This window comes from Mesoterricola sediminis, from assembly GCF_030295425.1.
GTDB lineage: Bacteria > Acidobacteriota > Holophagae > Holophagales > Holophagaceae > Mesoterricola > Mesoterricola sediminis.
The window spans coordinates 3,058,028-3,081,654 of sequence record NZ_AP027081.1; the positions used below are offsets into that span (position 1 = coordinate 3,058,028).

Below are 23,627 nucleotides of genomic sequence, written 5' to 3' on the forward strand. Positions count from 1 at the left end.
TCAGCCCGCCTTCCTTTCCCGGATCCGCATCAGCATGTCTCCGACCTGGTACTTGGCCATTCGCCTGGTGGCCACCTCCTGGCAGGAAGCGAGGAAGTCGATCACGCCCGTGATGGGGTCATTCTCGTAATAGTCCCCCCAGACGGATTGGTCGGCTTGGGGCAGGGCGGCCCGGTCCGCCGCGGCGATGGGAAGGAATTCCATGCCCGCCTTGCTGAGAAGATGGCGTACCTGCCGCGTGGCGGTCACAAGCCCGAAACGGTACCCGAGCCCGAGGACGAACCAGGGCGTATGGCTCACCAGGTCCTTGCCGGCGCCGTTCCGGGTCGCCGCCAGCCCCCCGACCTCAAGGATCTGGTTCCGGTCCACGGGGCCCCCCAGGGCCCGGCTGAAGGCGGATTCCGCCGGCTCGTGGAAGTAATGCTCCGAGAAAAAAGGGCCGCTCATCGCCAGCCGACAAGGTGACGCAGGCCAGCAGTTCCTGATCTCCCTCTCCTGACTCGGAAAGGGTCAGAACCAGGGTTGGCCTGGGGGAGATTTCGGAATGAAAGGCCTTGGCATAGGTGGACCGGATCAGGCCCAATGCCTTGGCAAACCCGGGGTCACCCGGATTGACGAGCTGGAAGATTCGCAATTGTGGCCTCCGACCAAGCAGCGATTGATTGATGATCGCTCACTTGTATTTAATGGTTTAAAAAATCATTAAATTTTGAAATGCAGGCGAGACCCAACGATCTGATAGCATCTATGGCCCAACCATGGGCCTCAATGTGAGTGTTTCTCGGAGAAATGGCAACAAAAAAATGACCATAAAATAGCGGGGCATGAGTCACAAAATATATATAAAAATATAGTAACTATCTTATGCATATTATTAATATTGTGGTGGTTTCTGATTATGAATGCATGTCGGATAACGTGGTGTTTATATGATTTGGAAATTATGCGAATACATGTCCCTTCACCTGGTTCTCTGGTATCTGGTTTTCTGGTTCTACGGGTGGTGGGTGCGAAGGCCGGGCGGCTTCAATCGAAAGTCGGCGCCTGGGCTGGTCATGGGCTATGCGTTCGTAGCCACCCAGTTCCTCCCCTTCGCTGTTCCGTGCCGACAGGATGCGGGCTACCTGAGGCACAGGGATTCCCAGTACATCCTGGGGATGGCCGTTCTCTCCATTGCGGGCGCTCTGGCCGTCGCGGGGCTCATCCGGGTCGGATCCCAGGTGAAGGCGCAGAAGGACCTGGGGCGCTGTGCGAGTGAAACGGATCTCCACGCCTCCCGGGAATCGGCGCGGCGGTTCAAGGAGGCCCGGGCGGGCCTTCGGCAACTGCAGGGAGGTCTGGACGCCAGGCTGGGATTGCGGGTTCCGCTGCTCCTGACGGAGAACCTGCCGCAGCCGGTGCTTGTAGGGTTGAATCCGAACCGCATCTACGTGCCGGTGGAACTTGCGGCCCAGCCTGAGGATAGGGTCCTGCCAATGCTGGAGGCCCTGGCCGGAATGGTCCGGTCGCGGCGTTACCTCGCGTTCATGCTCCTGTGGTGGCTCTCCCAGGCCAACCTGTTGCTCTTGCCGATCGTGGGTCCCATTCGCCGGTCCATCGAACGGGAATTGGCCGAACGGTACGGACAGTCAGGTGATCAGACATATGTAGCTCAAACCTCAATCATGTCAGGTCATGCTTATTTTCAAATGGGTATCGGGTTCAATTTTCAATACATAAAAAAGTCCCAAAAAATGGACATAGATGCTAATAAGTTGCCATATTGGATTCTGTCAGTGATAATCCCCCTGGCCATCCTGTCCTGGGTCGCCTCCAGGGCCGGTGGGGTGGACTCGACAGAGCTTTTGAGATTCCTTATGAAGAAGCAGATCATCGGTTTTTCTCCCCATGGATTCGACCCCTCCGTCAAGTTCAAGGCGATTCCAGGCGAGGGCGGCCTTCTCCCCGATGGCCTGCTTGTCGATACCACCGATGCAAGCGCGCATTCGGGCTGCGCGACGATCCGGGTTCCCCTGGGCCTGTTTGAACATGAGAAGCTGATCCCTTTCGGGGCGAAGGCCATCCAGATATCCCTGGAATGGAACGTCCTGGAAAAGACGCCATCCGCGACCGAACTTCCTGCCGTGAAAGTGGCCGCCTCCGAGCAGGGAACCATCGACGTGGACGGCCAGCAGAGGCTGCACACCTTCTACACCCGCAACGTCTTTCTCGGCGAAGAGGGGAGTCGAGGTGTCCTGGAACTGCCCATGCGGATCGATACGGACGTGCGCACGATAAAGGACTCCAGGAACGTGGTCTACGGCCCCCTCCTGTTCATTCCCGATGGCTGGAAGATCGAGTTCCGGAACTATCGGGTGGCCCGCGTGGAATCGTCCGCCGTCCCGCCCATCCCGGAAGGGGAGGTGGAGCGTTTCATCGCCTGGTACCTCCGCAACGGCTTCAAGCCTGCCTTGATCGACCTGAAGTGGGAGTCGGCGCCGACGGATGGGATCTGAAATGCCACATGCCCGATTGGCCCGCAGTAACCGCCTTCCGGACAGCCTGCCGGTTGTCATCCGGTTGTTGGAACTCCATGAACAGGGCATCACCATCGCCGAAATGCAGCGGGAGATCGAACGGATGCAACTCTGGGACCTCGAGGCGCATCCGGCCCCACGGGCCCTTTACCATCGCATCTACAGCGTCCTTGCCTTCCTTAAGGAAAAGGGCCTGGTGCACCAGCGCGACGCCGCCGGGCGGGAGACCCTCTGGGTGCTGGATGGCGCGGCGTTCGCAAAGCAGCGGCGCAAGGAGCTGTTCGAGGTCCTGCAGCCCTTCGTGGACGGATGCCTGATGATTTCCGATCCAAGGCAGCTGGTCGGCCAGCTCCAGGGCCTTGTGGAGGATGGGACGATCGACGAGATGCTCGCCGAGCGGCGGGCCCGGAAGAGGCAACTCCCGTGAGTTGGCTTGTCCTGCTCTATTTTCCCGCGGCCTGCCTCCTGGCGGCGTGGGTGGGGCGTTGGGTCCTGGAAGGCCGGCGGAGCGCGCGGGACCTGGGGCTCGGGGTGGTCCGCCGAGCCCTCCTGTTGTTTCCCCTCGCCCTCCTCGTCACCTGTTTTTTGAAGCGGACGGGGCCCGAGCGATGGAGCCACTGGGCCTCCCCCCTCTTGGGCCGGGAGATCGTCCTCGTCGCCCTGGTCCTGCTGATCTTCATTCGCTGGCTGGCGGAGATGATCGCACACAGCGCCTTCGCGGATGCCGAATCCAGCCCCGGGATGGCGAGGATCGCCGAGCCCGCCTTCCGGGAGGCCCTGGGCATGGAGGACCTCAGGAGGCGCTTGGCGCCTCCCCTTTGGATGAGGTGGCTCCCGGGGCCCACCCTCCACCTTTCCAAGATCGCAAACATTGCCCATCTGCTTGGTGGCCTTCGCCCGCGCATCTGCCTTGAGGCTGGGCTTGTTCCAGAAGCGTTCCGGGGGAGGGACCCATGGTGGGAAACCGTTCCGGCCGGATTCGGCCAGCCCCTTGAATGCCTGCGCGCAGTCCTCGCCCACGAACTGGCCCATTTCAAGCGCGGCGATCACCTGCGCAAGCTCCTCCTTCTCCTTTACGGGGCCTTGCTCCCCTGGGAGTGGTTCTTCGGTGGCACGTCCCTGGGGAAGTTCCGATGGACGAACAGCTGGCTGTTCAGGCGCTGGTCCAAGGCGATGGCTTGGTTGGGGACGCCTGTGCGCAGGTGGGTTCAGGCCGAAGATGGCATCAAGGAGGATCTGGCCGACCGCGAAGCCTGGCGGCTGGTCCCCGATGCGGCCAGGCATCTTTCCGAGATCAGGGCGTTCTATCCTCCCGCCCAGGCCCAGCCGTCCACGTGCTTTCCGGAAGGGTCCGGGAATGGGGTCCCTCCCCTCTTGCGCCAGTTCTTGCTTTTCGGCGTCCTCGGAACCCTGCTCTGGGCTTCTCCAGGGCGGATCCCTTATTCCCTCACCTTTGGATCCGACATGAAATCGACCACCCTCCCCCAGAGCTGGTGCCTTGTCACCGCTCCCGGATCGGAAGCCTCAGCCGTCTTCCTTCCGGGCAGGAATGAACCCGGCAAGATCCTGATTCACTATCCTCGGATCAGTCTGGGCCAGCCCTCCCTGCTCAGGGCCATGGGCCGCATGGGTCCCGACTGCTTCCCCGGGGATTGCGACCTCGAGATGACCTGGGACGTGCTCTATGAGGGCCGGGGAAGCCTCAGCGGGAAGGAGGCTTTCCTTTCCCTGACCCAGAGCGCCATGACCGTGCGCAACAACCCGGATCCACTGACCGCGTACTCCATCCCGGTCGAGGTGCCGGCGGGTCCCGCCAACGGTGGGTGGCGCACATACGCAGCGGTGACCAGGATCCGGAACAACCCCTGCATGGAGCACATGCTCATCGGCTTCGACCTGTCAGTGCCAGGGAAGTACGTCTTCCGGCCCCCGGTCCTGACGGTGGTCTTGCCCAATGGGGAGCGCAGGCCCTTCAGGCAGGTGTGAAGGATGACCTCAACCCTTCAAATTTGGGGGAAGACCCGCAAAGGAAAGTAACGACCCGTGCGCCGAGAAGCGCCGAATCAGGCCTTGCGCCTGCTTTTGCGCATCGACGCGTCAGTAGCCCCGCGCGCGGTCCACGGCCCCCACGATGGGGCGGCCCTCGGCGAAGCGCCGGAGGTTGTCCAGGAGGTCGGGGATCATGGCCCGGGGGGTGGAGGGGCCCGAATGGTGGGGGGTCACGGTCACCCGGGGGTGGGCCCAGAGGGGGGCGTCCGCGGGCAGGGGCTCGGTGGGGAACACGTCCAGGACGGCGCCGGCGGGGCGCCCCGCGTCCAGGGCGGCCAGGAGATCGGGGATGACCACCTGCTCGCCGCGGCCCACGTTGATGAGCAGCAGGTCGGGGCCGGCCTGGGCCAGGAGCCGGGCGTCCACCAGGCCCCGGGTGGCGGGGGTCAGGGGGGCGCAGAGCACGAGGAGGCGGGCCTCCGGCATCAGGCCGGCCAGGTCCCCGACGCCGTGCAGGGCGAATTCGGGGTCGGGCCGCGGGGTCTGCACGAAGCCGTGGACGGCCAGGCCCAGCTCGCGGAGGGCGCGACCGATCTGACGGCCGATCCGCCCGAAGCCCACCACCAGCGCCACGCGCCCCGTCAGGTCCTCGGGCAGCAGCTTGGGGGACCACTGGGCCCGGGCCTGGGCCTCCCGGCAGGCCTCCATGCGAAGGGGTCCCGCCAGCAGGTGGCCCACCACGTAGCGGGCCATCCACAGCCCGAACTGGCCATCCGCCCGGGTGATGGGCACCTCCGGCGGAATCCCGGGGTGGCCCACCAGGTGATCGACACCAGCCCCGGAGTTCTGGACCCAGGCCAGGCGGGGCATGCCCGCCAGGAGGCCCTCGGGGATGCGCCAGGTGAAGAGGCCCTCGGCCTCCCGAAGCCAGGCGGCGTCCGGGGCCTGGGAGGGATGCCAGCCCTGGATGTCCAGGCGGGGCTCGGCCTCCCGCAGGGCGGGGACCCAGTCCTGGTGACGGTGGTGGATGACGGCCAGTCTGCGCATGGGTCCAGCTTGGCGGACCCCGGCGGCCGGTTCAACCCCGGGCCGGGGCCCCGTACGAGTCGCCCGCGTGGTAGCTGCTCCGCACCAGCGGCCCGCTCTCCACGCGCCGGAAGCCCATTTCCAGGCCCTTGCGGCGGTACATCTCGAATTCCTCGGGATCCACGTAGCGGTGGAGGGGGAGGTGGAGGGCCGAGGGGGGCAGGTACTGGCCCAGGGTGGCCACGTCCACGGAGGCCTCCCGCCAGTGGCCCATGAGTTCGAGGACCTCCTCGGGGGTCTCGCCCAGGCCCACCATGATGCCGCTCTTCACGCGAAGGCCGGGGGCATGCGCGTCCCGCCAAGCAGCCGAGCGCCGGAGCACCTCCAGGCTCTGGGCGTAGTCCGCGTCGGGCCGGACCCGCCGGTAGAGGCGGGCGACGGTCTCCACGTTGTGGTTCAGCACGTCGGGACCGGCCTGGAGGACCGCGTGGAGGTCCCCCTCCCGGCCCCGGAAATCGGGGATGAGCACTTCCACGCCGCAGCCGGGCAGGAGGGTGCGGATCCACTGGATGGTCTGGGCGAAATGGGCCGCTCCACCGTCTGGCAGGTCGTCCCGGTTCACGGAGGTGACCACCGCGAAGGCCAGGCCCAGGGAGGCGACGGCCTCCGCGACCCGCTGGGGCTCGAGGGGGTCCACCTCCCCGGGCCGGCCCTTGCCGACGTTGCAGAAGCCGCAGTGGCGGGTGCACACGTCGCCCAGGAGCATGAAGGTGGCCGTCCGGTGCACGCCCCAGCACTCGTGGAGGTTGGGGCACCGGGCCTCCTCGCACACCGTCACGAGCTTCTTGGAGCGGACCAGGGCCTCCACCTCCGCGGTGACCTCCGGGGCCGGGACTTTGACCTTCAGCCAGGAGGGACGGGGACCGGGCAGTACGGGAGGGCGCGCCATGGCGCCCATTCTATCGCATTCGGATATCATGATTTGTCATGGCCGAACCACCGCGGGAGACCCCCAGCTTCCAGCCCCCGAAGGGCTTCGAGACCCGCTTCCGGGACCTCGAACTGCACCTGTCCTCCTTCGAGGGCCCCCTGGACCTGCTCCTGCACCTCATCCGGGAGCAGAAGCTGGACATCCTGGACCTGCCCATGGCCGAAGTGACCCGCCAGTACATGGAATACCTCCACCTGATGGAGGAGCTGAACCTGGAGATCGCCGCCGAGTTCGTGGCCATGGCCGCCCAGCTCCTCCAGATCAAGAGCCGCCTGATGCTGCCGCGGCCCCCCGCCGACGAGGGGGAGGAGGATCCCCGCGAGGACCTGGTGCAGCGCCTCCTGGACTACCAGCAGGTGAAGGAGGCCGCCCGGGAGCTCTCCACCCGCGAGGCCGAGTGGCAGAACGTGGTCTTCGCCGCCGGGCTCGACATCCGGGAGCACGCGCGGGTCGAGGAGGAGCCCATCCAGGCCACGCTCTTCGACCTCCTGGGGGCCTACCGGGACGCCCTCAAGCGCCTCCTGCCCCCGCCCCCCGTCCAGGTCCGCACCCCCCCCAAGACCCTCGAACAGCGCATCGCGGAGGTCCGGGCGATGCTGGAGGACGGGCGCTGGGAAGCCTTCGGCGGCCTCCTCGCGACCTCGGGCTCCCGCGAGGAGCTGGTGCTCACCTTCCTCGCCCTCCTCGAGATGGTCCGGACGGGCAGGATCCTCCTCGTCCAGAGCGAGGCCTTCGGCGAGATCCGGGTCCGCGCCGCCTAGGAGGAATGCCTTGGACGCCAACGGGAATCCGCCCTCCATCACCCGCGCCTGGCGCATCGCCTACGGCATCGGCCTCTTCATCTGCGTGGCCTGGCCGCTGTTCCTCCAGCTCATGCTGGGGACCGTGATCCGGCCCGGGGCCGAGGCCCCGGGCGGCGTCGCCCGGGAGCTGGGCTACACCTTCACGGGGCTCACCTTCGCCGCCGCGATCTTCATCACGTGGCGGAGCGGCAAGGCCCGGGCGGGCCTCGCCGCCCTGCCCCCCCAGGCCCGCCCCGGCGCCGTCCTGCGCGAGACCGTGCTCTACGCCGCCCTCTGCGAGCTGAGCGCCCTTTACGGACTGGCCACCTACGCCCTCGGCGGGAACCTGGCGGAGCGGTATGCCCGGTCCTTCATCGCCCTGGCCACGGTCATGTTCTTCGTGTTCGTGCCCCGCCTTCAGGCCTGGCTGGAGGCCGCCGGCGAGGAGGCCCCATGAGCGCCCCTGAAGGCCTGCCCGACCCCGCCGACCGCGCCACCAAGACCATGAAGGTGGGGGCGCCCTTCCCCGAGACCCGGCTCGAGGAGCCGGCGCCGCGCCCGCCCCGGACCCGCCAATGGCTGTTCGGGCTGCTGGCCGTCGTCCTCCTGGGCGGCGCCGTCGGCGTCTACTTCCTGGGCTTCGGCGGCGAGGGCGGGTTCGCCCTGCGCGCCCCGGAGGTGCCTCCGCCGGTGCGGCCCTACCTGGACCTCGCCAAGGAGGGGGACCCGTCCGCCATGCGGATGCTGGGCACGATGTACTACAACGGCCTCAATGTCCGCCAGGACCGCCGGGAGGGCATCCGCTGGTTCCGGAAGGCCGCGAAGGCCGGCAGCGTCGCGGCCAAGCGGGACCTGGAGCAGCTCGGCCTGACGGTGGAAGGCCCATGAACGGACCCATCCACGCCCCGCAGCTGGACCAGCTCCTGGCGGAGAAGGCCTACGACGGCCTCTTCCCCAACCTCTACGACTGGATCTACGTCCTGGACGTCTCGGAGGAGGGCGCTTTCACCTTCGAGTTCGTCAACCCGCCCCTGGGCGGCGCCTCGGGCTTCCTCCATCCGGATTTCGCGGGGCGCTCGCCCCAGGCCTGCCTCTCCGGCGACAGCGCGGCCCTCATGGACGCGCACATCCGCCGGGTCATCGAGGAGGCGCGGCCGCTCCTCTTCGAGGAGGACCACCTCGTCGAGGGCCGGTCCCGCACCTTCCAGACGACCCTGACCCCCGTGCGGAACAAGTGGTCCCGCATCCACCGCATCGCCGCCGTGTCCCGCGACATCACCGCCCTCAAGGCCGCGGAGGCGGCCCTCAAGGCCTCGGAGGAGCGCCTCGCGCTCGCCCTGGAAGGGACCCAGCAGGGCCTGTGGGACTGGAACATCGCCCAGGACGAGGTCTACCGGAGCCCCCGCTGGTTCAGCATGCTGGCCCTCGATCCCGGCGGCGTCGCCCCGGACATGGCCGGGGGCCTCGCCCTCGTCCACCCGGAGGACCGCCTCATGGTGGAGGGCGCCCTGAACGCGCACCTGGAGGGCCGGCAGGCCCGGTTCCAGGCGGAGTACCGCCTCCGCGGGGGCTCCGCGGAGTGGGTCTGGGTCTTCGACGCGGGCAAGGTGGTCGCCTGGGACGAGGCGGGCAACCCCGCCCGCATGACGGGGATGTGCACCGACATCACCGAGCGGCGCAGGGCCGAGGAATCCCTCCGGGCCCTCGTGGGCGGCGTCGTCCACGAGATCCGCAACCCCGTCTACGGCATCTCCATCAACCTGGACGCCATGGAGGCCACCTTCGGCGAGGAGCCGCGCTACATGCCCTTCGTCGAGGCCCTGCGCGAGAGCGCGGATCGCATCACGAGCCTCATGAACGACCTCAAGGACTACGGCGAGCCCCGCACCCTGAACCCGGAGCCCTGCCTGCTCCGCGCCCTCCTCGAGGAGGCCGTGCGCAGCTGCGAGGCCCAGGCGGCCCAGAAGCGCTGCCAGGTCACCGTGCGCATGGACGACCCCCGCCTCGTGCTGCCCCTCAACGGACGGCGCATGCACCAGGTGGTGCGGAACCTCGTGGAGAACGCCCTGCACCACTCCCCCGTGGGCGGGCGCGTCGCGCTCCGCGGGCGCCGGGAGGCGCGGGAGGGCCACGAGTGGTGGATCCTCGCCGTGGAGGACCAGGGCAGCGGCTTCGCGCCCGACACCCTGGCGCGGGCCTTCGAACCCTTCTTCACCCGGCGGAAGGGGGGCACGGGCCTGGGCCTCTCCATCGTCAAGCGCGTGGTCGAGGAGCACGGGGGCTCCGTCGAGGTGGGCAACCGCCCCCAGGGGGGCGCCATCGTGACCGTCAAGCTGCCTGTTCCCCGCCGACCCGCCTCCCTGGCCCTGGAATCCGATCATGAGTGAACCCCGCATCCTGCTCATCGAGGACGACCCCTCGGTCCGCCACGGCATGGCCGCGTTCCTGCGGGCCAGCGCCCTGGAGGTCTTCGAGGCCGACAGCTGCCGCCGCGCCCTGGAGACCTTCCGCACCGTCAACCCCGACGTGGTGGTGGCCGACTACAGCCTCCCCGACGGCACCTCCCTGGACATCCTGGCCCAGGTGCGGCGCATGAGCGAGGACCTCCCGTTCATCATCCTCACCGCCCACGGCTCCATCGACCTGGCCGTCCGCGCCATCAAGGACGGCGCGGACCAGTTCCTCACCAAGCCCGTGGAGTCCAAGGCCCTCCTCGTGCTGGTGCGGCGGCTCCTGGAGCAGCGGCGCCTGCGCCAGCGCCAGGAGGCCGCCAGCCGCGAGCGCGCCGGCATCCTGGATCCCTTCCAGGGCACCAGCCCCGCCATCCGGCTCCTGGAGGAGCAGGCGCGCCGCATGCTGGCCTGGGACAGCCCCATCCTCATCCTGGGCGAGACCGGCGCGGGCAAGGGCGTCCTGGCGCGGTGGATCCACTTCCACTCCCCGCGGTCCGAGGAGGCCTTCGTCAACCTCAACTGCGCCGGGCTGACCCGGGAGCTGCTCGAGAGCGAGCTCTTCGGGTACGAGCGGGGCGCGTTCACCGGCGCCGTCGCCGCCAAGCAGGGCCTCCTGGAGGTCGGCCACCGGGGGATCGTCTTCCTGGACGAGATCGGGGACATGGACCCGGCCATCCAGCCCAAGCTCCTGAAGGCCCTGGAGGAGAAGACCTTCCGCCGCCTGGGCGACGTGCGCGACCGGGTGGTGGACATCCGCCTCATCGCCAGCACCAACCTGGCCCTGGAGGACATGGTCCGCGCCAAGACCTTCCGCGACGACCTCTTCTACCGCATCAGCACCCTCACCCTGCGCATCCCCCCGCTCCGGGAGCGCCCCGAGGACATCCCCGTCCTGGCGGAGCGGATCCTGGGCCTGGTGGCCTCCCGCATGGGCCGCGGCCAGGTGACCCTGTCCCCGTGCGCCCAGCAGGCCCTCATGGCCTACCCCTGGCCCGGCAACCTGCGGGAGCTCTCCAACGTCCTGGAGCGGGCCATGATCCTCCAGCGCGGCGACCGGCTCGAGGGCGCCGACCTGGGCATCTCGGACCGGGCCCCCGCCCCCGGCGAGCCCTTCGGCGAATCCGTCCCCGAGCTCGCCACCCTCAAGGAGATGGAGCGGGCCCACATCGAGCGCGTCCTGCGGAAGACCGCCGGGAACGTCACCGAGGCCGCCCAGATCCTGGGCATGGCCCGGCGCACCCTCTACGACCGCCTCAAGGTGCTGGGCATCACGCCCGGCCTGCACTGACGGCGCCGCCGCGGGCGTGCGGATTCCAGCACGCGACGCGCGGAGGACCGCACGGACAATTTGGCACGTTTTTTCCTAAAAGCCGGGACCACGCGCGCCGGCCCCGGGGCCGGCCCCGACCGAAGGATCCCATGCTCCGCAGCCTCCTCCCCGCCGTCCTCACGACCCTGGCCCTGGCCGCCCCGCCCTACCCCGCCGCGCCGGCGGAGGACGGCCCCCACGTGGTGTGGAAGGGGGACCAGGCCCGGGTGCTCACGTACCGGGACGGCCGCCGGGAGGAGCGCGACCTGCCCGCGCCCTGGCGCCTGGAGGCGGCCGGGACCGTGCACACGCTGGCGCCGGAGGCCCCCGGGCCCGCCCAGGCCGACTTCCCCGCCCCCGAGCGCATCGCCGCCGTCAGCGATGTGCACGGCCACCTGGACAACCTGGCCCGCCTCCTGGCCGCCCAGGGCATCCTGGACGCGGCCGGCCACTGGGCCTTCGGGACCGGCCACCTGGTGATCAACGGCGACGTGTGCGACAAGGGCCCCCAGGTGACCCAGCTGCTGTGGTTCATCCGGGGCCTGGAAAGCCAGGCCGCCGCCGCCGGCGGCCGGGTCCACCTGGTGCTCGGGAACCACGAAGCCATGACCCTGCGGGGGAACCACCGGAGCCTCCACCCCGCCTACCGGAACCAGGGCCTCAGCCCCCAGGAGCTGCTCGGCCCCGACACGGAGCTGGGGCGCTGGCTCCGCGCCAAGCCGGTGCTCCTGAAGCTGGGCGACACCCTCTTCGTCCATGCGGGCGTGGCCCCCGCCCTGCTCAAGGCCGAGCTGCCCCTGGCCGCGTGCAATGCGCGCTTCCGCCGGGTCCTGGACGCCCCGGGCAAGGACCTCCTCCTCACCAAGCAGGGCCCCATCTGGTACCGCGGCCTCCTGTCCCGGGGCGGCGCCGCGGAGGCCTCGCCCGAGGAGGTCCAGGCCATCCTGGACGCCTTCGGCGTCGCCCGGATCGTGGTGGGCCACGTGGTGCTGGGCGAGGTGAAGGCCTTCCACGGAGGCCGCGTCTTCGGCATCGACGCGGACATGGAGGCCGGCCGCCCCGGGGAGCTGTGGCTCCTGACCGGGGGCCGGCCCTGGCGGGGCCTCCCCGACGGCCGTCGCCTCCCGCTCTGATCCGAAAGGCGGTTCGGCGGGCGGGTTCCCGCACGGGCGCGTGCGAAAACCCGCACGGCTCCCCCCGGTGAGTCCGCACGCCCGGGCCTAAATTCAATATTTTTAGATCGACTTGGCTCTGGCCCGATGCTTGCTTAGAGGGATTATCCCTTTCCAGGGTTCCCCGGGCCGCCCCTGGCCCGGCGGAACCAGCCAACAGGCGCGTACGTCCCTTTCCCAAGGAGCATCCACCATGATCAGGCCCCTCGTCCCCGTGCTGATCGTTGCCGGTTTCCTGGCCGCCCTCCCGGCCCAGGCCCAGCAGGCCCGGCCCCTCTATCAGCGCACCATCGCCACCTACCCGTCCCCGGTCCTCCAGGACGTGGGCGGCCGCGAATACAAGTTCCTCTTCGATCCCGCCCGCCTCCCCGAGAAGCCCGAAGCGGCCATGGGGATGATCTGGGAGCGCGTCAAGGCCGCCGCGGCCAAGCACGGCTTCAAGGTCTCCGAGAAGGCCGAGGGCGCCTTCAAGCTGGAGCAGTCCTACAAGGAATACTTCGACACGCCCGCCCAGGACCTCTGGAAGAAGGGCTACATCATCCGCATCACCCAGAAGTACAAGAAGGGCATCCCCGAACACACCGTGAGCGTCACGGTCAAGGCCGTGAACCCCGACGCCCGCGTGGCCATGGCGGTGCCCCTGGCGGTCGCCCCCAACGCGAACGTCGAGAAGGTGAAGACGGAGGCCGAGGAGAACGTGGGCCCGGCCGCGGGCGGCACCCTCAACGGCTACGTCGAGAAGGGGACCTCCTTCACGGTGGCCCTGGACGACCTCGGCAAGCTCACCCTCGGCGACTTCAGCAAGTACATGCCGGAGCTGGCGAAGCTCGGCCTGCCCGCGGACACCGTCCTCAAGGGCAACCGCGCCTACTCCACCCGCATGCGGCCCGGCTCCGTGGACCTGCCCGGCACCGAGCCCTGCGGCGTCTCCATGGAGGGCTGGTCCGTGAAGCCCGGCGAGAAGCCCTACCTCTACGACTTCTCCTTCGGCTACGGCGACCTCGATTTCTATGACGCGGCGCAGATCCACCAGGGCGGCGAGGACTTCAGCGTGAAGGCCATCCTCGGCGAACTCAAGGACATCACCATGAAGGACCAGGAGAAGTGGGGCGGCTCCAAGGTCCGCAAGCTCATGAACCGCCCCATCACCCACTGACCCCTCAACCCCTTTCCCCCCCAGCGGAGGACCATGACGATGCGATACCTCAACCGTTCCCTCCAGGCCGCCCTCGCAGCCTGCCTCACCCTGCCCGGCCTGGCCCAGGCGGAGCCGGACAAGCTCGACGCCCTCTACGGCTTCCTGAGCCAGCCCGCCTACATCAAGCACTATGAAGCCACCAGGAACGGCAAAGTGCTGATCAACCCCTACCTCCAGGTGGCCACCAAGGAGTACCCGGCGATCCTGGACGCCAAGAACGCCCCCTACAACTGGGTGATCGACGCCGAAGGCCGCGTGGCCATCATCCAGGAAGCCGCCCACCCCCTGGGCCGCACCTACGCGAAGGGCTTCTTCCGCCCCGAGGACAAGTCCAAGCGCAAGCCCGGCACCACCGAGAACTACGGCCACGTCTCCGCCCTGGCCGGCGCCCCCGGGCGCATCAGCGGCGAGATCCTCTACGACAAGGCCACCAACACCTTCACCATCAACAACAAGTCCGGCCGCTACACCAAGCACAACACGGACCGCACGCCGGAGCAGCTCGCCAACGCGGCCAAGCTGATCATGGCCACCGTCGAGCCCGGCAAGGCCACCTGGGGCCCCGTGTACTACCTGCTCGAGTACGCCCCCGAGCCCGTGCAGGAAGAGCTCATGAAGAGCCCCAAGCTCGCCTATGACGACCCCGTCAAGAAGAGCCGCCCGCACATCATCGTCACCCCCGCCTCGGACGCCCCCCAGGAGGTCGCCAAGCCCAAGGCCAAGGCGAAGAAGCAGAAGGCCGCCCACAACGACGATCCCTCGTAGGAACCGCCCGATCTTCGGACCTTTGACCCAGGAGCTTTGAAACCATGAACACCCGATCCATCCTTTCCAAGATTCTCCAGCCCAGGCTCGCCATGGCCGGCCTCCTGCTGATCACGGCCGCCGCGCCGGTCCTCGCCGGGACCCCGCAGGGCATCGTGGCCCAGCAGGTCGTGCTGAAGGCCTCCAAGAACCTGCTCGTGGACGTCGATCCCATCAACCTCGACGGCACCGTGAACGCCCTGGTGGAAATCCCCGCCGGCACCACGGCCAAGTTCGAGACCGACGTCAAGACCGGCCTCATCGCCATCGAGCAGAAGAACGGCGCCCCCCGGTACGTCCAGTACCTGGGCTACCCCTGCAACTACGGCGCGGTTCCCCGCTCCGTCCTGCTCAAGACCAAGGGCGGGGACGGCGATCCCGTCGACGTCCTCATCCTGGGCCCCTCCGTGCCCACGGGCAGCGTCGTGAAGTGCCGCCCCCTCGGCATCCTCGTCCTCACGGACACCGGCGAAGTGGACAACAAGCTCGTCGTGGCCATGGAAGGGACCCCCTTCTTCGCCTGCAAGGGCATCGCCGAACTGGACGCCAAGTTCCCCGGCGTGACCTCGATCCTCCAGACCTGGTTCACCTCGTACAAGGGCCGGGACAAGGAAGGCAAGCTGCTCCTGTCCTCCACCGGCTTCAAGGAGCGCGCCGAAGCCATCCGCTTCCTGGGCGACGCCATCCTGGACTACGAGAAATCCGTCACCACCGACGCCGACAAGCGCGAGCTCGACAAGGACGGCAACCCCTACCTCTACCGCTGGCCCGGCGCCAAGAACCTGGGCGAGTAACCCCCTGAGGGGCCGGGTCCCCCGCGGACCCGGCCCCGCGGGATGCTGGAGAACACGATCATGCGCATCGTTCTTTTGGGAGCCCCCGGAGCCGGCAAAGGCACGGTGGCCAGGGCCCTCGCGGCCGTGGACGGGTCCCAGACCCTGTCCACCGGGGATCTGCTGAGGGCCGCCGTGAAGGCCGGAACGCCTCTGGGCCGCGAGGCGGAGGGCTTCATGGCCCGGGGGGACCTCGTCCCCGACCGCCTGATCAAGGAGCTCATGGAAGCCTGGTTCCAGGCGGGCTACGGCGACCGTTTCATCCTGGACGGCTTCCCCCGGACCATCCCCCAGGCCGTGAGCCTCGGCCTGCTGCTGAAGGGCCTGGATCGTCCCCTCGACCGGGTCGTCAACCTCGTGGTCCCCGAGGCCGTCCTCGTGGATCGCCTGTCCACCCGCAGGACCTGCTTCAACACGGCCTGCAACGCCATCTACAACATCCGCACCCAGCCCCCCGCGGAGGGCGACCGCTGCCGCCTCTGCGGCGCGCCCGTGGTGCAGCGGGAGGACGAGACCCCCGAGGCCATCGCCCGCCGCCTGCAGGTGTATGGCGAACAGACCGCGGCCCTCGTCGGCCACTATGAGCGCACGGGCCTCCTCCTCCAGGTGCGGGAGCTGGAGACCTCGACCATCGTCCAGACCATCCTGGGCGCGCTCACCGAAAAGGCCGGCTGAACCCCGGCGCGTGCGGGCCACCGCATGAAGGTCGTGTGGAATTCCGCACCGCGCCGCAGCAAGCGCCCTCCCTTCCCTCGCAGTTGCTAGCCGTTGGTCCCTGCCGCGTTCTGGCACGGATCTTCCTATTTCTCATCCACCGGGATGTCCAACCCCGATTCGCCCCCTTCCAACCGGAGGTCAACATGAAGTTCCCCATCACGCCCCTGGCGCTCGCCCTCATGGCCGGCCCCCTTTGCGCCCAGTCCACGGACACGGAGAAGCGCATCGCGGACCTGGAGAAGAAGATCGAGAAGCTGACCAAGGCCGAATCCAAGAAGGAAGAGGCCAAGGAGTCCGGCGTCACCGTCAAGTTCGGCGGCCGCTTCCACCTGGACGCCGTGCAGTTCGACGGCGCCCGCAACCGTCTCCCCGCCGGCACCTTCATGCGCCGCGCCCGCATCAGCTTCAAGGCCGGCTTCGGCAAGGACTGGGCGGCCGAGGGCGATGTGGATTTCGCCGAGAGCAGTGTGGGCATCAAGGACATGTGGCTGGGCTACCAGGGCTTCGACAACACCCTGATCCAGATCGGCCAGTTCAAGGCCCCCTTCGGCTTCGACACCCTCACCTCCTCCAACGCCACCTGGTTCATGGAGCGCTCCTACAGCGACATCTGGACGCCTGATCGCCACGTCGGCATCGCCTACCAGACCTGGGGCACCCGCTGGATGGTCAAGGCCAACTTCTTCGGCCAGGCCATCGACGACACCTCCGACGCCCAGGAGGCCGCGGACAGCAACACCGACTCCACCGGCCTGGTGAAGTCCTACAAGATCATCGACAACCACGGCTGGGGCTACGCCGCCCGCGCCGCCTTCACCCCCGTGATGAAGTCCGCCGCCAAGGCCATCCACCTCGGCGTCGCCACCGTCACCCGCAAGCCCAACGCGGCCGCCCCCGGCGTCTACGCCGTGGACTTCTCGGGCCGCCCCGAGCAGAACAAGGTCGCCCGCGAGAAGTTCCTGAACGCCTCCGTCACGAACGTGGACAAGTGGAGCCAGTACGGCTTCGAGTTCGTGGGCGTCTGGGGCCCCTTCTCCTGGCAGAGCGAGTACCAGCAGACCAAGGTCTTCCGCCGCGGCACCCAGATGCAGAAGTGGGACGGCACCAAGCTCGTGGCCACCAGCGCCGCTGAGCAGGCCGCCAGCGTCATCGACCACAAGTTCGACACCTACTACGGCCAGGTGTCCTGGATGTTCGGCGGGCAGCGCACCTACGACCAGAGCGAAGGCCTCTTCGGCAAGGTCAGCCCGAGCAAGAAGGGGGCCCTGGAGATCGTGGCCCGCTACAGCCGCATGAACCAGGACGACCTCACCGCCGTCGACCCCGTCAAGGGCGGCATCGCCCACAACCTGAGCGTGGGCCTCACCTACTACCTGAACAAGAACGTCCGTTTCATGCTCAACCGCACCCACGTGAGCAACAACGAGAACGCCATGGCCAACAAGGCCTACAGCCCCACCGGCAGCAAGCTCCCGTACGAGCGCTTCGACATCTACTCCGCGCGCGTCCAGGTCAACTTCTAGACCGGACAGACCCCGCCCGGAGGCGCTCCGGCGCCCTCCGGGCGGGCCTTCCCTCTCCAAGGCCCCCCCGGCCTTCCGGAGCACCCCCCTTCCATTCCCACCGAGGAGGCCCCGCATGGCCAAAGAAATCGAACGCAAGTATCTCGTCAAGCTGGACACCTGGGTCCCTCAGGACGGCGGCGTGCACTTCAAGCAGGGCTACCTGAACTCCCAGAAGGAGCGCGTGGTGCGCGTGCGCATCGAGGGCACCAAGGCCAAGCTCACCATCAAGGGCGTCACCACCGGCGTCACCCGGTCCGAGTTCGAGTACGCGGTCCCCGTCGAGGACGCCGCCATCCTGCTCGACAACCTCTGCGAGCAGCCCCTGATCGACAAGCACCGCCACAAGGAAGTCCACGGCGGCAAGACCTGGGAGATCGACGTCTTCCACGGGGACAACGAGGGCCTGGTCGTCGCCGAGGTCGAGCTGGCCTCCGAGGACGAGAAGATCGAGCTGCCCGCCTTCATCGGCGCCGAAGTCTCCAGCGACCCCCGCTACTTCAACTCCAACCTGCTCAAGAACCCCTTCAAGAGCTGGGGCAAGGCATAATCCCTTCCGGGCCGCCCATTCGATGGGCGGCCCGGCTTTCCGGACGGACTCATGGCAGCTGAAGCAAACGCAGCCCCGACGCTCCAGGAACTCCTGGACATGGAGAAGATGGTCCTCTCCTCCAAGACGCGGGCCGCCCAGAGCCCCACCGAGCGGTGGATGCGCTACCTGGGCTTTCCGGGCGGCATCGCCCTCTTCCTCCTGGTCTTCTACCTCCCCGCGGGCGCCGGCCTGACCGGCGCCGCCCAGACGGGCGCGGCCTGCTTCGCGCTGGCCCTGGTGTGGTGGGTGACCGAGCCCTTCCCGACCTACGTCACCTCCCTCATCCTCATGTTCCTGCTGCTGATCACGCGGACCTCCCCCGCGAAGCCGCTGATGGACGTGCTGGGCATGGAAGTGATCTGGCTCAACCTCCTGGCCTTCATCCTCAGCTCCATGCTGGTGAAGACCCGCATGGCCAAGCGCATGGCCCTCTGGCTCATCCTGCGCTTCGGCCGCAAGGCCTCCTGGGCCCTCCTGGCCTTCGTGATCCTCCAGCTGGCCCTGGCCCCCCTCATCCCGGCCACCGCGGCCCGCTGCGTGATGACCCTCCCCCTGATGATCGTCGTGGCCACCATCTACGGCTCGACGGAGCAGAACCCCACCAACTTCGGTCGGAACCTCCTCCTCCTGAACCTGGCCGGGATCTCGGTGCTCAGCTCCATCACCATGACCGGGTCCTCCGCGAACCTCGTGGCCGTCGGCTTCATCCAGAGCATGACGGGCCACCGGGTCTACTACATGGACTGGATGCGGCTGGGCGCGCCCATCGCGATCATGTCCATGCTCATCATGTGGTTCATCGGCCAGAAGTTCATCTTCCCGATCAAGCCCGAGGACCAGGTGCCCCACATCGAGGGCGGCCTCGCCCTCGTGGAGGAACAGCACCGCGCCATGGGCCCCCTCGGGCGCCAGGAGAAGAAGGCCATCGTCATCTTCGGCATTGTGCTCTTCCTCTGGATGACGGACATCTTCCACATGCGCTGGTTCGGCGTGGAGATCAGCGCGCCCTTCGCGGCCCTGATCGGCGCGGTCCTCGTCCTCTTCCCCCGCTACGGCGTGCTGCAGTGGGCCGAGGCGGACATCCCCTGGCACCTCCTCATCTTCTCCGCCGGCGCCTACGCCGGGGGCCTGGCCCTCGAGGACACCGGCGCGGCCGAGTGGGGGGTCCGGACGCTCTTCGGCGGCATGAACCTCCGCTCCATCCCCTTCGGCGCGGCCTTCACGATCGTCATGGCGGTGATGATGTACAGCCACCTCCTGACCACGTCCAAGACGGTGCGGACCATCATCATGATCCCCATCATCATCTCGATGTCCAAGGCCCTGGGCTGGGACCCGGTCTCCATGGCCCTCCCCGCCGCCCTCTGCATCGACTGGGTGGTCGGGCTGCCCATCAGCGGCAAGCCCAACGTCATCCTCTTCTCCACCAACCAGTACTCCGTGATGGACAACTTCAAGTTCGGGATGGCCACCTGCACGGTGGGCCTCCTCCTGCTGGTGGCCTCGGCCGCGACCTGGTTCCACTGGCTCGGGATCACGCCTTCCTTCTGGGCGATGCCGAAATGATCCGTCCGAGCCTCCTCCTCCTCACCTGCGCCCTGGCCTCCGGCGCCGCCGAGATCCGCCAGTACGCCACCCGGGTCGACGTGGCCCCCGACGGCACGGCCTCCGCCGTGGCGACGGTCTCCGTCGCCGACGCCTCCGGCGCCCCCTTCAACCTCCCCGTCGGGTTCAGGATGTCCGCCCTGCGGACCCTGGACGGTCCCCAAGGTCTGGGCCTCGAGGCCCAGCACGGCGGGGTGAAGGTCACCCTCCCGCCCGGGTCCGCGGCCTGCACCTTCTCCTTCGCGTTCACCGCGGAGGGGGTGTTCAAGGCCGAACGCCCGAAGGCCGGCGCCAAGCCCACCATCCCCGCCGACAGCCGCCTGGTGCAGCACGCCTTCGTCAACACCGAGGCCGCCGTCATCCGCGACTACGCCGTCGAGGTCCGCCTTCCCCAGGGCTACCGCTTCCAGACCATCAAGGAGGCGCTGCCCAAGGCCGGCCGCACCGAGATCGAACCCCGCGTCCGCCTCGGCCGGACCGAGGGCCGCGAAACGGCCCTCCTCCGCATCAACGACGCGGACCAGGGCGACTCGGCCAGCATGCTCCTCGAAGCCGTTCCCCGCAGGCGCTCCTTCCTGTGGCTCGTCTTCGGCGCGGCCATCTCGGCGCTCTACCTGTTCCTGTTCCGGGACATGACCTCCTCCAAGGCCTGATGTCCCCGTCTTCCCCCATGGGCCCGGCCTGAAGGCCGGGTCCCATCGATCGAGGTTTCCTTGTTGCCACCCCAGCTGTCCCCCTTCCTGCTCACCCTGGCCATCAGCGCCCTCATCGGCGTCGGCCTCCGGGAGTACTACGAGCAGGAGGCCAAGTTCGACACGTTCGGGACGGTCAGGACCTTCATCTTCATCGGGATGCTCGGCATCACGGTCTACCGGATCCCCGTCCTGGGGCCCTGGGCCTTCCTGGTGGCGATGGGCGTCCTCGGGCTCTTCCTCGTCGTCTACTACCGGCACAAGGTGACCCAGCGCCAGAGCCCCGGCCTCATCGGCGTGCTCATCGCCCTGCTCACCTACTGCATCGGGCCGGTGGCCATCCACGAGCCGCACTGGTACCTGGCCGCGACCGGCGTCACCATCCTGTTCGTCCTCCACTCCAAGGGCCGCATCCGGAAGTTCACGGACCGCCTGGAGACGGGGGAGGTGGTGACGGCGTGCAAGTTCCTGGCCATCGCCGGGGTCGTCCTGCCCCTCATCCCGGTCGCGGTGCCCCAGACCGGATTCGCGGGGCGGGTCTTCACGATCCTGCCCGTGACGCCCCGGCAGATCTGGATGGCCGTCGTCGTCACCACCGCCATCTCCTACGCCGGCTATGTGCTGCAGACCTACCTCTACCCCAGGAAGGGCATGCTGCTGACCGGCGTCATCGGCGGGCTCTACTCGAGCACCATGGCCACCCTGGTGCTCGCCAAGCAGACCCGGCACCAGCCCTCCCTCGCCCGGGAGACCGCCGCGGCCATCCTCCTCACGACGCCCACCATGTATCTGCGGATCCTCTTCCTCGTGGCCGCCTTCATGCCCCTGGGCGCCCTCCGGCTCGTTCCGCCCTTCCTCGTGCTCTCCGCCATCACGGCGGCGGGGGCCTGGATCGTCCGGCGCGGCGGAGCGCGGGAGGCCGGCGCCGAGACCCCCGAGGACGGACCCGAGATCAAGGAGAAGAACCCCCTGGAGCTCAACGCCGCCCTCCTGTTCGCGCTGATGTTCATCACGGTCTCCGTGGTCACGAAGTACGTCCTCCTCCACTTCAAGGACCTGGGCCTCCGGATGCTCTCCTTCCTGGTGGGCGCCTCGGACATCGTGCCGTTCATCGTCTCGGTCCTCCAGGGCAACCTGGGCATCTCCGAGCCCCAGGTCCTCCAGGCCGTCGTCATCGCGACGGCCAGCAACAACCTCATGAAGGCCGTCTACGCCCACCTCTTCGGAAACCGCAAAGCGGCCGTCCTGGTGGCGGCGGGCATGGGCGCGACAGCCGTGCTTTCCTTCGCCTACGTGGCCGTGGCCTTCTGACCCGGTCCCCCCACCCCCTTTCCACAGGAGCCGTCATGGCCGACCCCTTCGCCAAGAACACCGCAACCTCCGCCGAGGATGCCGCCAAGATCTTCCCCCGCGCCGAGTTCCGCGTCTTCGGCCACGGCGTCATCGACCTGGTCAAGTCGAAGATCTGGAACGGCAAGACCGTCCTTTTCCAGGCCCGCAAGATGCCCGTCGAGACCTACTTCCTCTCCACCCGCACCAACGAGGCCAACGTCAAGGTGCGCGACGGCCTCCTCGACATCAAGACCAAGACCGGCGAGACCCCCGAGGGCTACGAGATCTTCCAGCCCCGCGGCAAGTTCCAGTTCCCCGTCAAGAAGGAGGACCTGGCCACCATCCTGTCCCACCTCAAGGTCGAGATGGACCTCACCGAGGAGACCTACACCATCGACGCCTTCATCGCCATGGCCCGCCAGCACCCCGACCTCACGCCCGTGAAGGTCGAGAAGATGCGCTACGGCTTCACCATCGAAGGCATCATCTGCGAGTACGCCCAGGTGTGGTTCAACGGCGCCCTCGTCGAGTCCGCCTGCGCCGAGAGCGAGAACTACGCCGGCATGAAGACGGTGATCGAGGGCCTCGGCATCGCCGAGATGCCCAACACCAACTACCTCAGGGCCGCCAAGCGCGTCATCGGCATGGAAGCCTAGCAACCGGAGGGCGCGGGGATCCGTCCCCGCGCCCGATCCCCCAGGGAGCCATCCTTGATTCCTCCCCTCGTAGCCTCCTTCCTCCTCACCATCGCTGCCAGTTTCCTGATCGGGATCGGTCTCCGGGACTACTACGAGGGCGAGGGCAAGTACGACACGTTCGGCACCGTCCGGACCTTCGTGTTCTTCGGCATGCTGGGCTTCATGCTCTACCAGCTGCCCGGCATCGGCCCGTTCGTGTTCCTCACGGGGCTGGCGGCGATCGTCCCCTTCCTCATCGTCTACTACAACAACAAGGTCCGGCAGAAGAAGAGCCCGGGCCTCATCGGCGTGCTCATCGCCCTGCTCACGTACGCCATCGGCCCGGTGACCCTCCACCAGCCGCACTGGTTCGTCGTGCTCTTCGCCGTCTCCATCCTCTTCGTGCTCCACTCCAAGGGCCGCATCCGGCGGTTCACGGACCGCCTGGAGACGGGGGAGGTGGTGACGGCGTGCAAGTTCCTGGCCATCGCCGGCGTCGTGCTCCCGCTCATCCCCGCCACCGCCCCGACCACGGGCGCCCTGGGCCACATCTTCACCGTCCTCCCCCTGACGCCGCGCCAGATCTGGATGGCCGTGGTGGTGACCACGACCATCTCGTACCTCGGCTACGTCCTCCAGACCTACCTGTTCCCCCGCCGGGGGATGCTCCTGACGGGCCTGGTGGGGGGCGTCTATTCCAGCACCGTCGCAGTGCTCGTCCTGGCCAAGCGCTCCAAGGGACAGCCAGGCAAGGACCGCCAGGCCGCGGCCGCCATCCTCCTGGCGGTCGCCATGATGTACCTGCGGGTGCTCGTCCTGGTCGCCATCTTCCGGACCCGGGACGCCCTGCGCGTGGCCCCGGTCCTGCTCGTCCTGGCCCTCCTCTCCGCCGCCTACGGCCTCTGGATCAACCGCGACGCCCCGCCCGAGCCCGCGCCACCCGCCGACGCGCCCGCGCCGGACGCCGCGAGCGCCCCCCTTCCGCCGGCCCCCGAGCCCGGCGAGGAGTCCTTCCGCAGGAACCCCCTGGAGATCAATTCGGCCCTCTTCTTCGCCGCCATGTTCATGGCCGTCTCCTTCTCCACCAAGTACGCCCTGCTCTTCTTCAAGGAGATGGGCCTGCGGGCCATGTCCTTCATCGTCGGCTTCACGGACATCACCCCCTTCGTGGTGACCGTCCTCCAGGGCGATCTGGGCATCGACCGGACCCAGGTCATCCAGGCGGTGGTGATCGCCACGGCCAGCAACAACATCCTGAAGGCCATCTACACCTACATCTTCGGGACCCGCAGAACGGCCCACCTCGCCGCCGCGGGCATGGCCGGCCTCGTGGGTCTCTCCCTCATCTATGCCCTGATCCTCCTCTGAGCCTCCCGC

At 68.0% G+C, this 23,627-nt stretch carries 23 protein-coding genes; 20 read left to right on the forward strand and 3 right to left on the reverse strand.

Features of this window, described 5'->3' with window-relative positions; translation table 11 throughout:
- Window positions 1–486 carry a thermostable hemolysin gene (locus tag R2J75_RS13440; RefSeq protein WP_316411606.1) on the reverse strand — a complete coding sequence of 162 codons (486 nt, stop codon included), beginning with the start codon at window positions 484–486 and terminating at the stop codon, window positions 1–3.
- 467 nt (window positions 487–953) lie between these two features.
- On the opposite strand from R2J75_RS13440, the gene R2J75_RS13445 reads away from it, so the two are divergent.
- The 3 genes from R2J75_RS13445 (at window position 954) to R2J75_RS13455 (ending at window position 4,502) form a co-directional block, all read left to right on the forward strand.
- Window positions 954–2,495, forward strand: coding sequence for a hypothetical protein (locus tag R2J75_RS13445; protein WP_316410373.1), 1,542 nt, complete (start codon window positions 954–956; stop codon window positions 2,493–2,495).
- A 1-nt stretch (window position 2,496) separates the two neighbouring features.
- The gene (locus R2J75_RS13450; protein WP_243334969.1) at window positions 2,497–2,943 is read left to right on the forward strand and encodes a hypothetical protein; all 447 of its coding nucleotides are present in this window, start codon (window positions 2,497–2,499) and stop codon (window positions 2,941–2,943) included.
- A 125-nt stretch (window positions 2,944–3,068) separates the two neighbouring features.
- Window positions 3,069–4,502: a M48 family metalloprotease gene (locus R2J75_RS13455; protein ID WP_243346249.1), complete on the forward strand. Its 1,434-nt coding sequence runs from the start codon at window positions 3,069–3,071 to the stop codon at window positions 4,500–4,502.
- A gap of 111 nt (window positions 4,503–4,613) precedes the next feature.
- Here the strand turns inward: R2J75_RS13455 and R2J75_RS13460 are convergent, their stop codons facing one another.
- Window positions 4,614–5,552, reverse strand: a complete 939-nt coding sequence (locus R2J75_RS13460; protein ID WP_243334964.1) for a D-2-hydroxyacid dehydrogenase — start codon at window positions 5,550–5,552, stop codon at window positions 4,614–4,616.
- A gap of 31 nt (window positions 5,553–5,583) precedes the next feature.
- Window positions 5,584–6,489, reverse strand: a complete 906-nt coding sequence (gene lipA, locus R2J75_RS13465; RefSeq protein ID WP_394365847.1) for a lipoyl synthase — start codon at window positions 6,487–6,489, stop codon at window positions 5,584–5,586.
- Between the two features lie 29 nt (window positions 6,490–6,518).
- Here lipA and R2J75_RS13470 point away from each other — a divergent pair, with 29 nt between their 5' ends.
- The 17 genes from R2J75_RS13470 to R2J75_RS13550 all read left to right on the forward strand — a co-directional run bounded on the left by R2J75_RS13470 (window position 6,519) and on the right by R2J75_RS13550 (window position 23,618).
- Window positions 6,519–7,283: a segregation and condensation protein A gene (locus R2J75_RS13470; protein ID WP_316410374.1), complete on the forward strand. Its 765-nt coding sequence runs from the start codon at window positions 6,519–6,521 to the stop codon at window positions 7,281–7,283.
- Window positions 7,284–7,293: 10 nt separating this feature from the next.
- Window positions 7,294–7,761 carry a hypothetical protein gene (locus tag R2J75_RS13475; RefSeq protein ID WP_243334958.1) on the forward strand — a complete coding sequence of 156 codons (468 nt, stop codon included), beginning with the start codon at window positions 7,294–7,296 and terminating at the stop codon, window positions 7,759–7,761.
- Window positions 7,758–8,192, forward strand: coding sequence for a tetratricopeptide repeat protein (locus R2J75_RS13480; protein WP_243334956.1), 435 nt, complete (start codon window positions 7,758–7,760; stop codon window positions 8,190–8,192). Before R2J75_RS13475 ends, R2J75_RS13480 begins: the two co-directional genes overlap by 4 nt.
- Window positions 8,189–9,691, forward strand: a complete 1,503-nt coding sequence (locus R2J75_RS13485) for a PAS domain-containing sensor histidine kinase (protein ID WP_243334954.1) — start codon at window positions 8,189–8,191, stop codon at window positions 9,689–9,691. Before R2J75_RS13480 ends, R2J75_RS13485 begins: the two co-directional genes overlap by 4 nt.
- Window positions 9,684–11,045 carry a sigma-54-dependent transcriptional regulator gene (locus R2J75_RS13490; RefSeq protein ID WP_243334927.1) on the forward strand — a complete coding sequence of 454 codons (1,362 nt, stop codon included), beginning with the start codon at window positions 9,684–9,686 and terminating at the stop codon, window positions 11,043–11,045. Before R2J75_RS13485 ends, R2J75_RS13490 begins: the two co-directional genes overlap by 8 nt.
- Window positions 11,046–11,176: 131 nt before the next feature.
- Entirely contained in the window at window positions 11,177–12,199 is a 1,023-nt protein-coding gene (locus tag R2J75_RS13495) for a metallophosphoesterase (RefSeq protein WP_243346247.1), read from the forward strand.
- A 232-nt stretch (window positions 12,200–12,431) separates the two neighbouring features.
- A complete protein-coding gene (locus R2J75_RS13500) occupies window positions 12,432–13,394 on the forward strand; it encodes a hypothetical protein (RefSeq protein WP_316410375.1) in 963 nt (320 codons plus the stop codon).
- 33 nt (window positions 13,395–13,427) lie between these two features.
- Window positions 13,428–14,201, forward strand: a complete 774-nt coding sequence (locus R2J75_RS13505) for a hypothetical protein (RefSeq protein ID WP_243334921.1) — start codon at window positions 13,428–13,430, stop codon at window positions 14,199–14,201.
- A gap of 44 nt (window positions 14,202–14,245) precedes the next feature.
- Window positions 14,246–15,034, forward strand: a complete 789-nt coding sequence (locus R2J75_RS13510) for an inorganic diphosphatase (protein ID WP_243334918.1) — start codon at window positions 14,246–14,248, stop codon at window positions 15,032–15,034.
- 60 nt (window positions 15,035–15,094) lie between these two features.
- On the forward strand, window positions 15,095–15,748 hold the full coding sequence (locus R2J75_RS13515) for an adenylate kinase family protein (RefSeq protein ID WP_316410376.1): 654 nt from the start codon (window positions 15,095–15,097) through the stop codon (window positions 15,746–15,748).
- A gap of 185 nt (window positions 15,749–15,933) precedes the next feature.
- Complete coding sequence (locus tag R2J75_RS13520; RefSeq protein ID WP_243334914.1) at window positions 15,934–17,313, forward strand: OprO/OprP family phosphate-selective porin; 1,380 nt, start codon at window positions 15,934–15,936, stop codon at window positions 17,311–17,313.
- Window positions 17,314–17,428: 115 nt separating this feature from the next.
- The gene (locus tag R2J75_RS13525) at window positions 17,429–17,902 is read left to right on the forward strand and encodes a CYTH domain-containing protein (protein WP_243334911.1); all 474 of its coding nucleotides are present in this window, start codon (window positions 17,429–17,431) and stop codon (window positions 17,900–17,902) included.
- A 51-nt stretch (window positions 17,903–17,953) separates the two neighbouring features.
- Window positions 17,954–19,510 carry an SLC13 family permease gene (locus R2J75_RS13530; protein ID WP_243334909.1) on the forward strand — a complete coding sequence of 519 codons (1,557 nt, stop codon included), beginning with the start codon at window positions 17,954–17,956 and terminating at the stop codon, window positions 19,508–19,510.
- Window positions 19,507–20,202 carry a hypothetical protein gene (locus R2J75_RS13535; RefSeq protein WP_316410377.1) on the forward strand — a complete coding sequence of 232 codons (696 nt, stop codon included), beginning with the start codon at window positions 19,507–19,509 and terminating at the stop codon, window positions 20,200–20,202. Before R2J75_RS13530 ends, R2J75_RS13535 begins: the two co-directional genes overlap by 4 nt.
- Window positions 20,203–20,262: 60 nt before the next feature.
- Window positions 20,263–21,552 carry an MgtC/SapB family protein gene (locus R2J75_RS13540; protein ID WP_316410378.1) on the forward strand — a complete coding sequence of 430 codons (1,290 nt, stop codon included), beginning with the start codon at window positions 20,263–20,265 and terminating at the stop codon, window positions 21,550–21,552.
- Window positions 21,553–21,587: 35 nt separating this feature from the next.
- The gene (locus R2J75_RS13545) at window positions 21,588–22,229 is read left to right on the forward strand and encodes a hypothetical protein (protein ID WP_243334903.1); all 642 of its coding nucleotides are present in this window, start codon (window positions 21,588–21,590) and stop codon (window positions 22,227–22,229) included.
- Window positions 22,230–22,283: 54 nt separating this feature from the next.
- The gene (locus tag R2J75_RS13550; RefSeq protein ID WP_243334901.1) at window positions 22,284–23,618 is read left to right on the forward strand and encodes an MgtC/SapB family protein; all 1,335 of its coding nucleotides are present in this window, start codon (window positions 22,284–22,286) and stop codon (window positions 23,616–23,618) included.
- The last annotated feature ends 9 nt before the right edge of the window (window positions 23,619–23,627 follow it).

Bases quoted from the DNA above. Each gene is read 5' to 3' on its own strand.
- R2J75_RS13445 (WP_316410373.1), top strand. From the start codon at position 954: ATGTCCCTTCACCTGGTTCTCTGGTATCTGGTTTTCTGGTTCTACGGG.
- R2J75_RS13450 (WP_243334969.1), top strand. From the start codon at position 2,497: ATGCCACATGCCCGATTGGCCCGCAGTAACCGCCTTCCGGACAGCCTG.
- R2J75_RS13460 (WP_243334964.1), bottom strand. From the start codon at position 5,552: ATGCGCAGACTGGCCGTCATCCACCACCGTCACCAGGACTGGGTCCCC.
- lipA (WP_394365847.1), bottom strand. From the start codon at position 6,489: ATGGGCGCCATGGCGCGCCCTCCCGTACTGCCCGGTCCCCGTCCCTCC.
- R2J75_RS13470 (WP_316410374.1), top strand. From the start codon at position 6,519: ATGGCCGAACCACCGCGGGAGACCCCCAGCTTCCAGCCCCCGAAGGGC.
- R2J75_RS13480 (WP_243334956.1), top strand. From the start codon at position 7,758: ATGAGCGCCCCTGAAGGCCTGCCCGACCCCGCCGACCGCGCCACCAAG.
- R2J75_RS13485 (WP_243334954.1), top strand. From the start codon at position 8,189: ATGAACGGACCCATCCACGCCCCGCAGCTGGACCAGCTCCTGGCGGAG.
- R2J75_RS13490 (WP_243334927.1), top strand. From the start codon at position 9,684: ATGAGTGAACCCCGCATCCTGCTCATCGAGGACGACCCCTCGGTCCGC.
- R2J75_RS13495 (WP_243346247.1), top strand. From the start codon at position 11,177: ATGCTCCGCAGCCTCCTCCCCGCCGTCCTCACGACCCTGGCCCTGGCC.
- R2J75_RS13500 (WP_316410375.1), top strand. From the start codon at position 12,432: ATGATCAGGCCCCTCGTCCCCGTGCTGATCGTTGCCGGTTTCCTGGCC.
- R2J75_RS13505 (WP_243334921.1), top strand. From the start codon at position 13,428: ATGACGATGCGATACCTCAACCGTTCCCTCCAGGCCGCCCTCGCAGCC.
- R2J75_RS13510 (WP_243334918.1), top strand. From the start codon at position 14,246: ATGAACACCCGATCCATCCTTTCCAAGATTCTCCAGCCCAGGCTCGCC.
- R2J75_RS13515 (WP_316410376.1), top strand. From the start codon at position 15,095: ATGCGCATCGTTCTTTTGGGAGCCCCCGGAGCCGGCAAAGGCACGGTG.
- R2J75_RS13520 (WP_243334914.1), top strand. From the start codon at position 15,934: ATGAAGTTCCCCATCACGCCCCTGGCGCTCGCCCTCATGGCCGGCCCC.
- R2J75_RS13525 (WP_243334911.1), top strand. From the start codon at position 17,429: ATGGCCAAAGAAATCGAACGCAAGTATCTCGTCAAGCTGGACACCTGG.
- R2J75_RS13530 (WP_243334909.1), top strand. From the start codon at position 17,954: ATGGCAGCTGAAGCAAACGCAGCCCCGACGCTCCAGGAACTCCTGGAC.
- R2J75_RS13535 (WP_316410377.1), top strand. From the start codon at position 19,507: ATGATCCGTCCGAGCCTCCTCCTCCTCACCTGCGCCCTGGCCTCCGGC.
- R2J75_RS13545 (WP_243334903.1), top strand. From the start codon at position 21,588: ATGGCCGACCCCTTCGCCAAGAACACCGCAACCTCCGCCGAGGATGCC.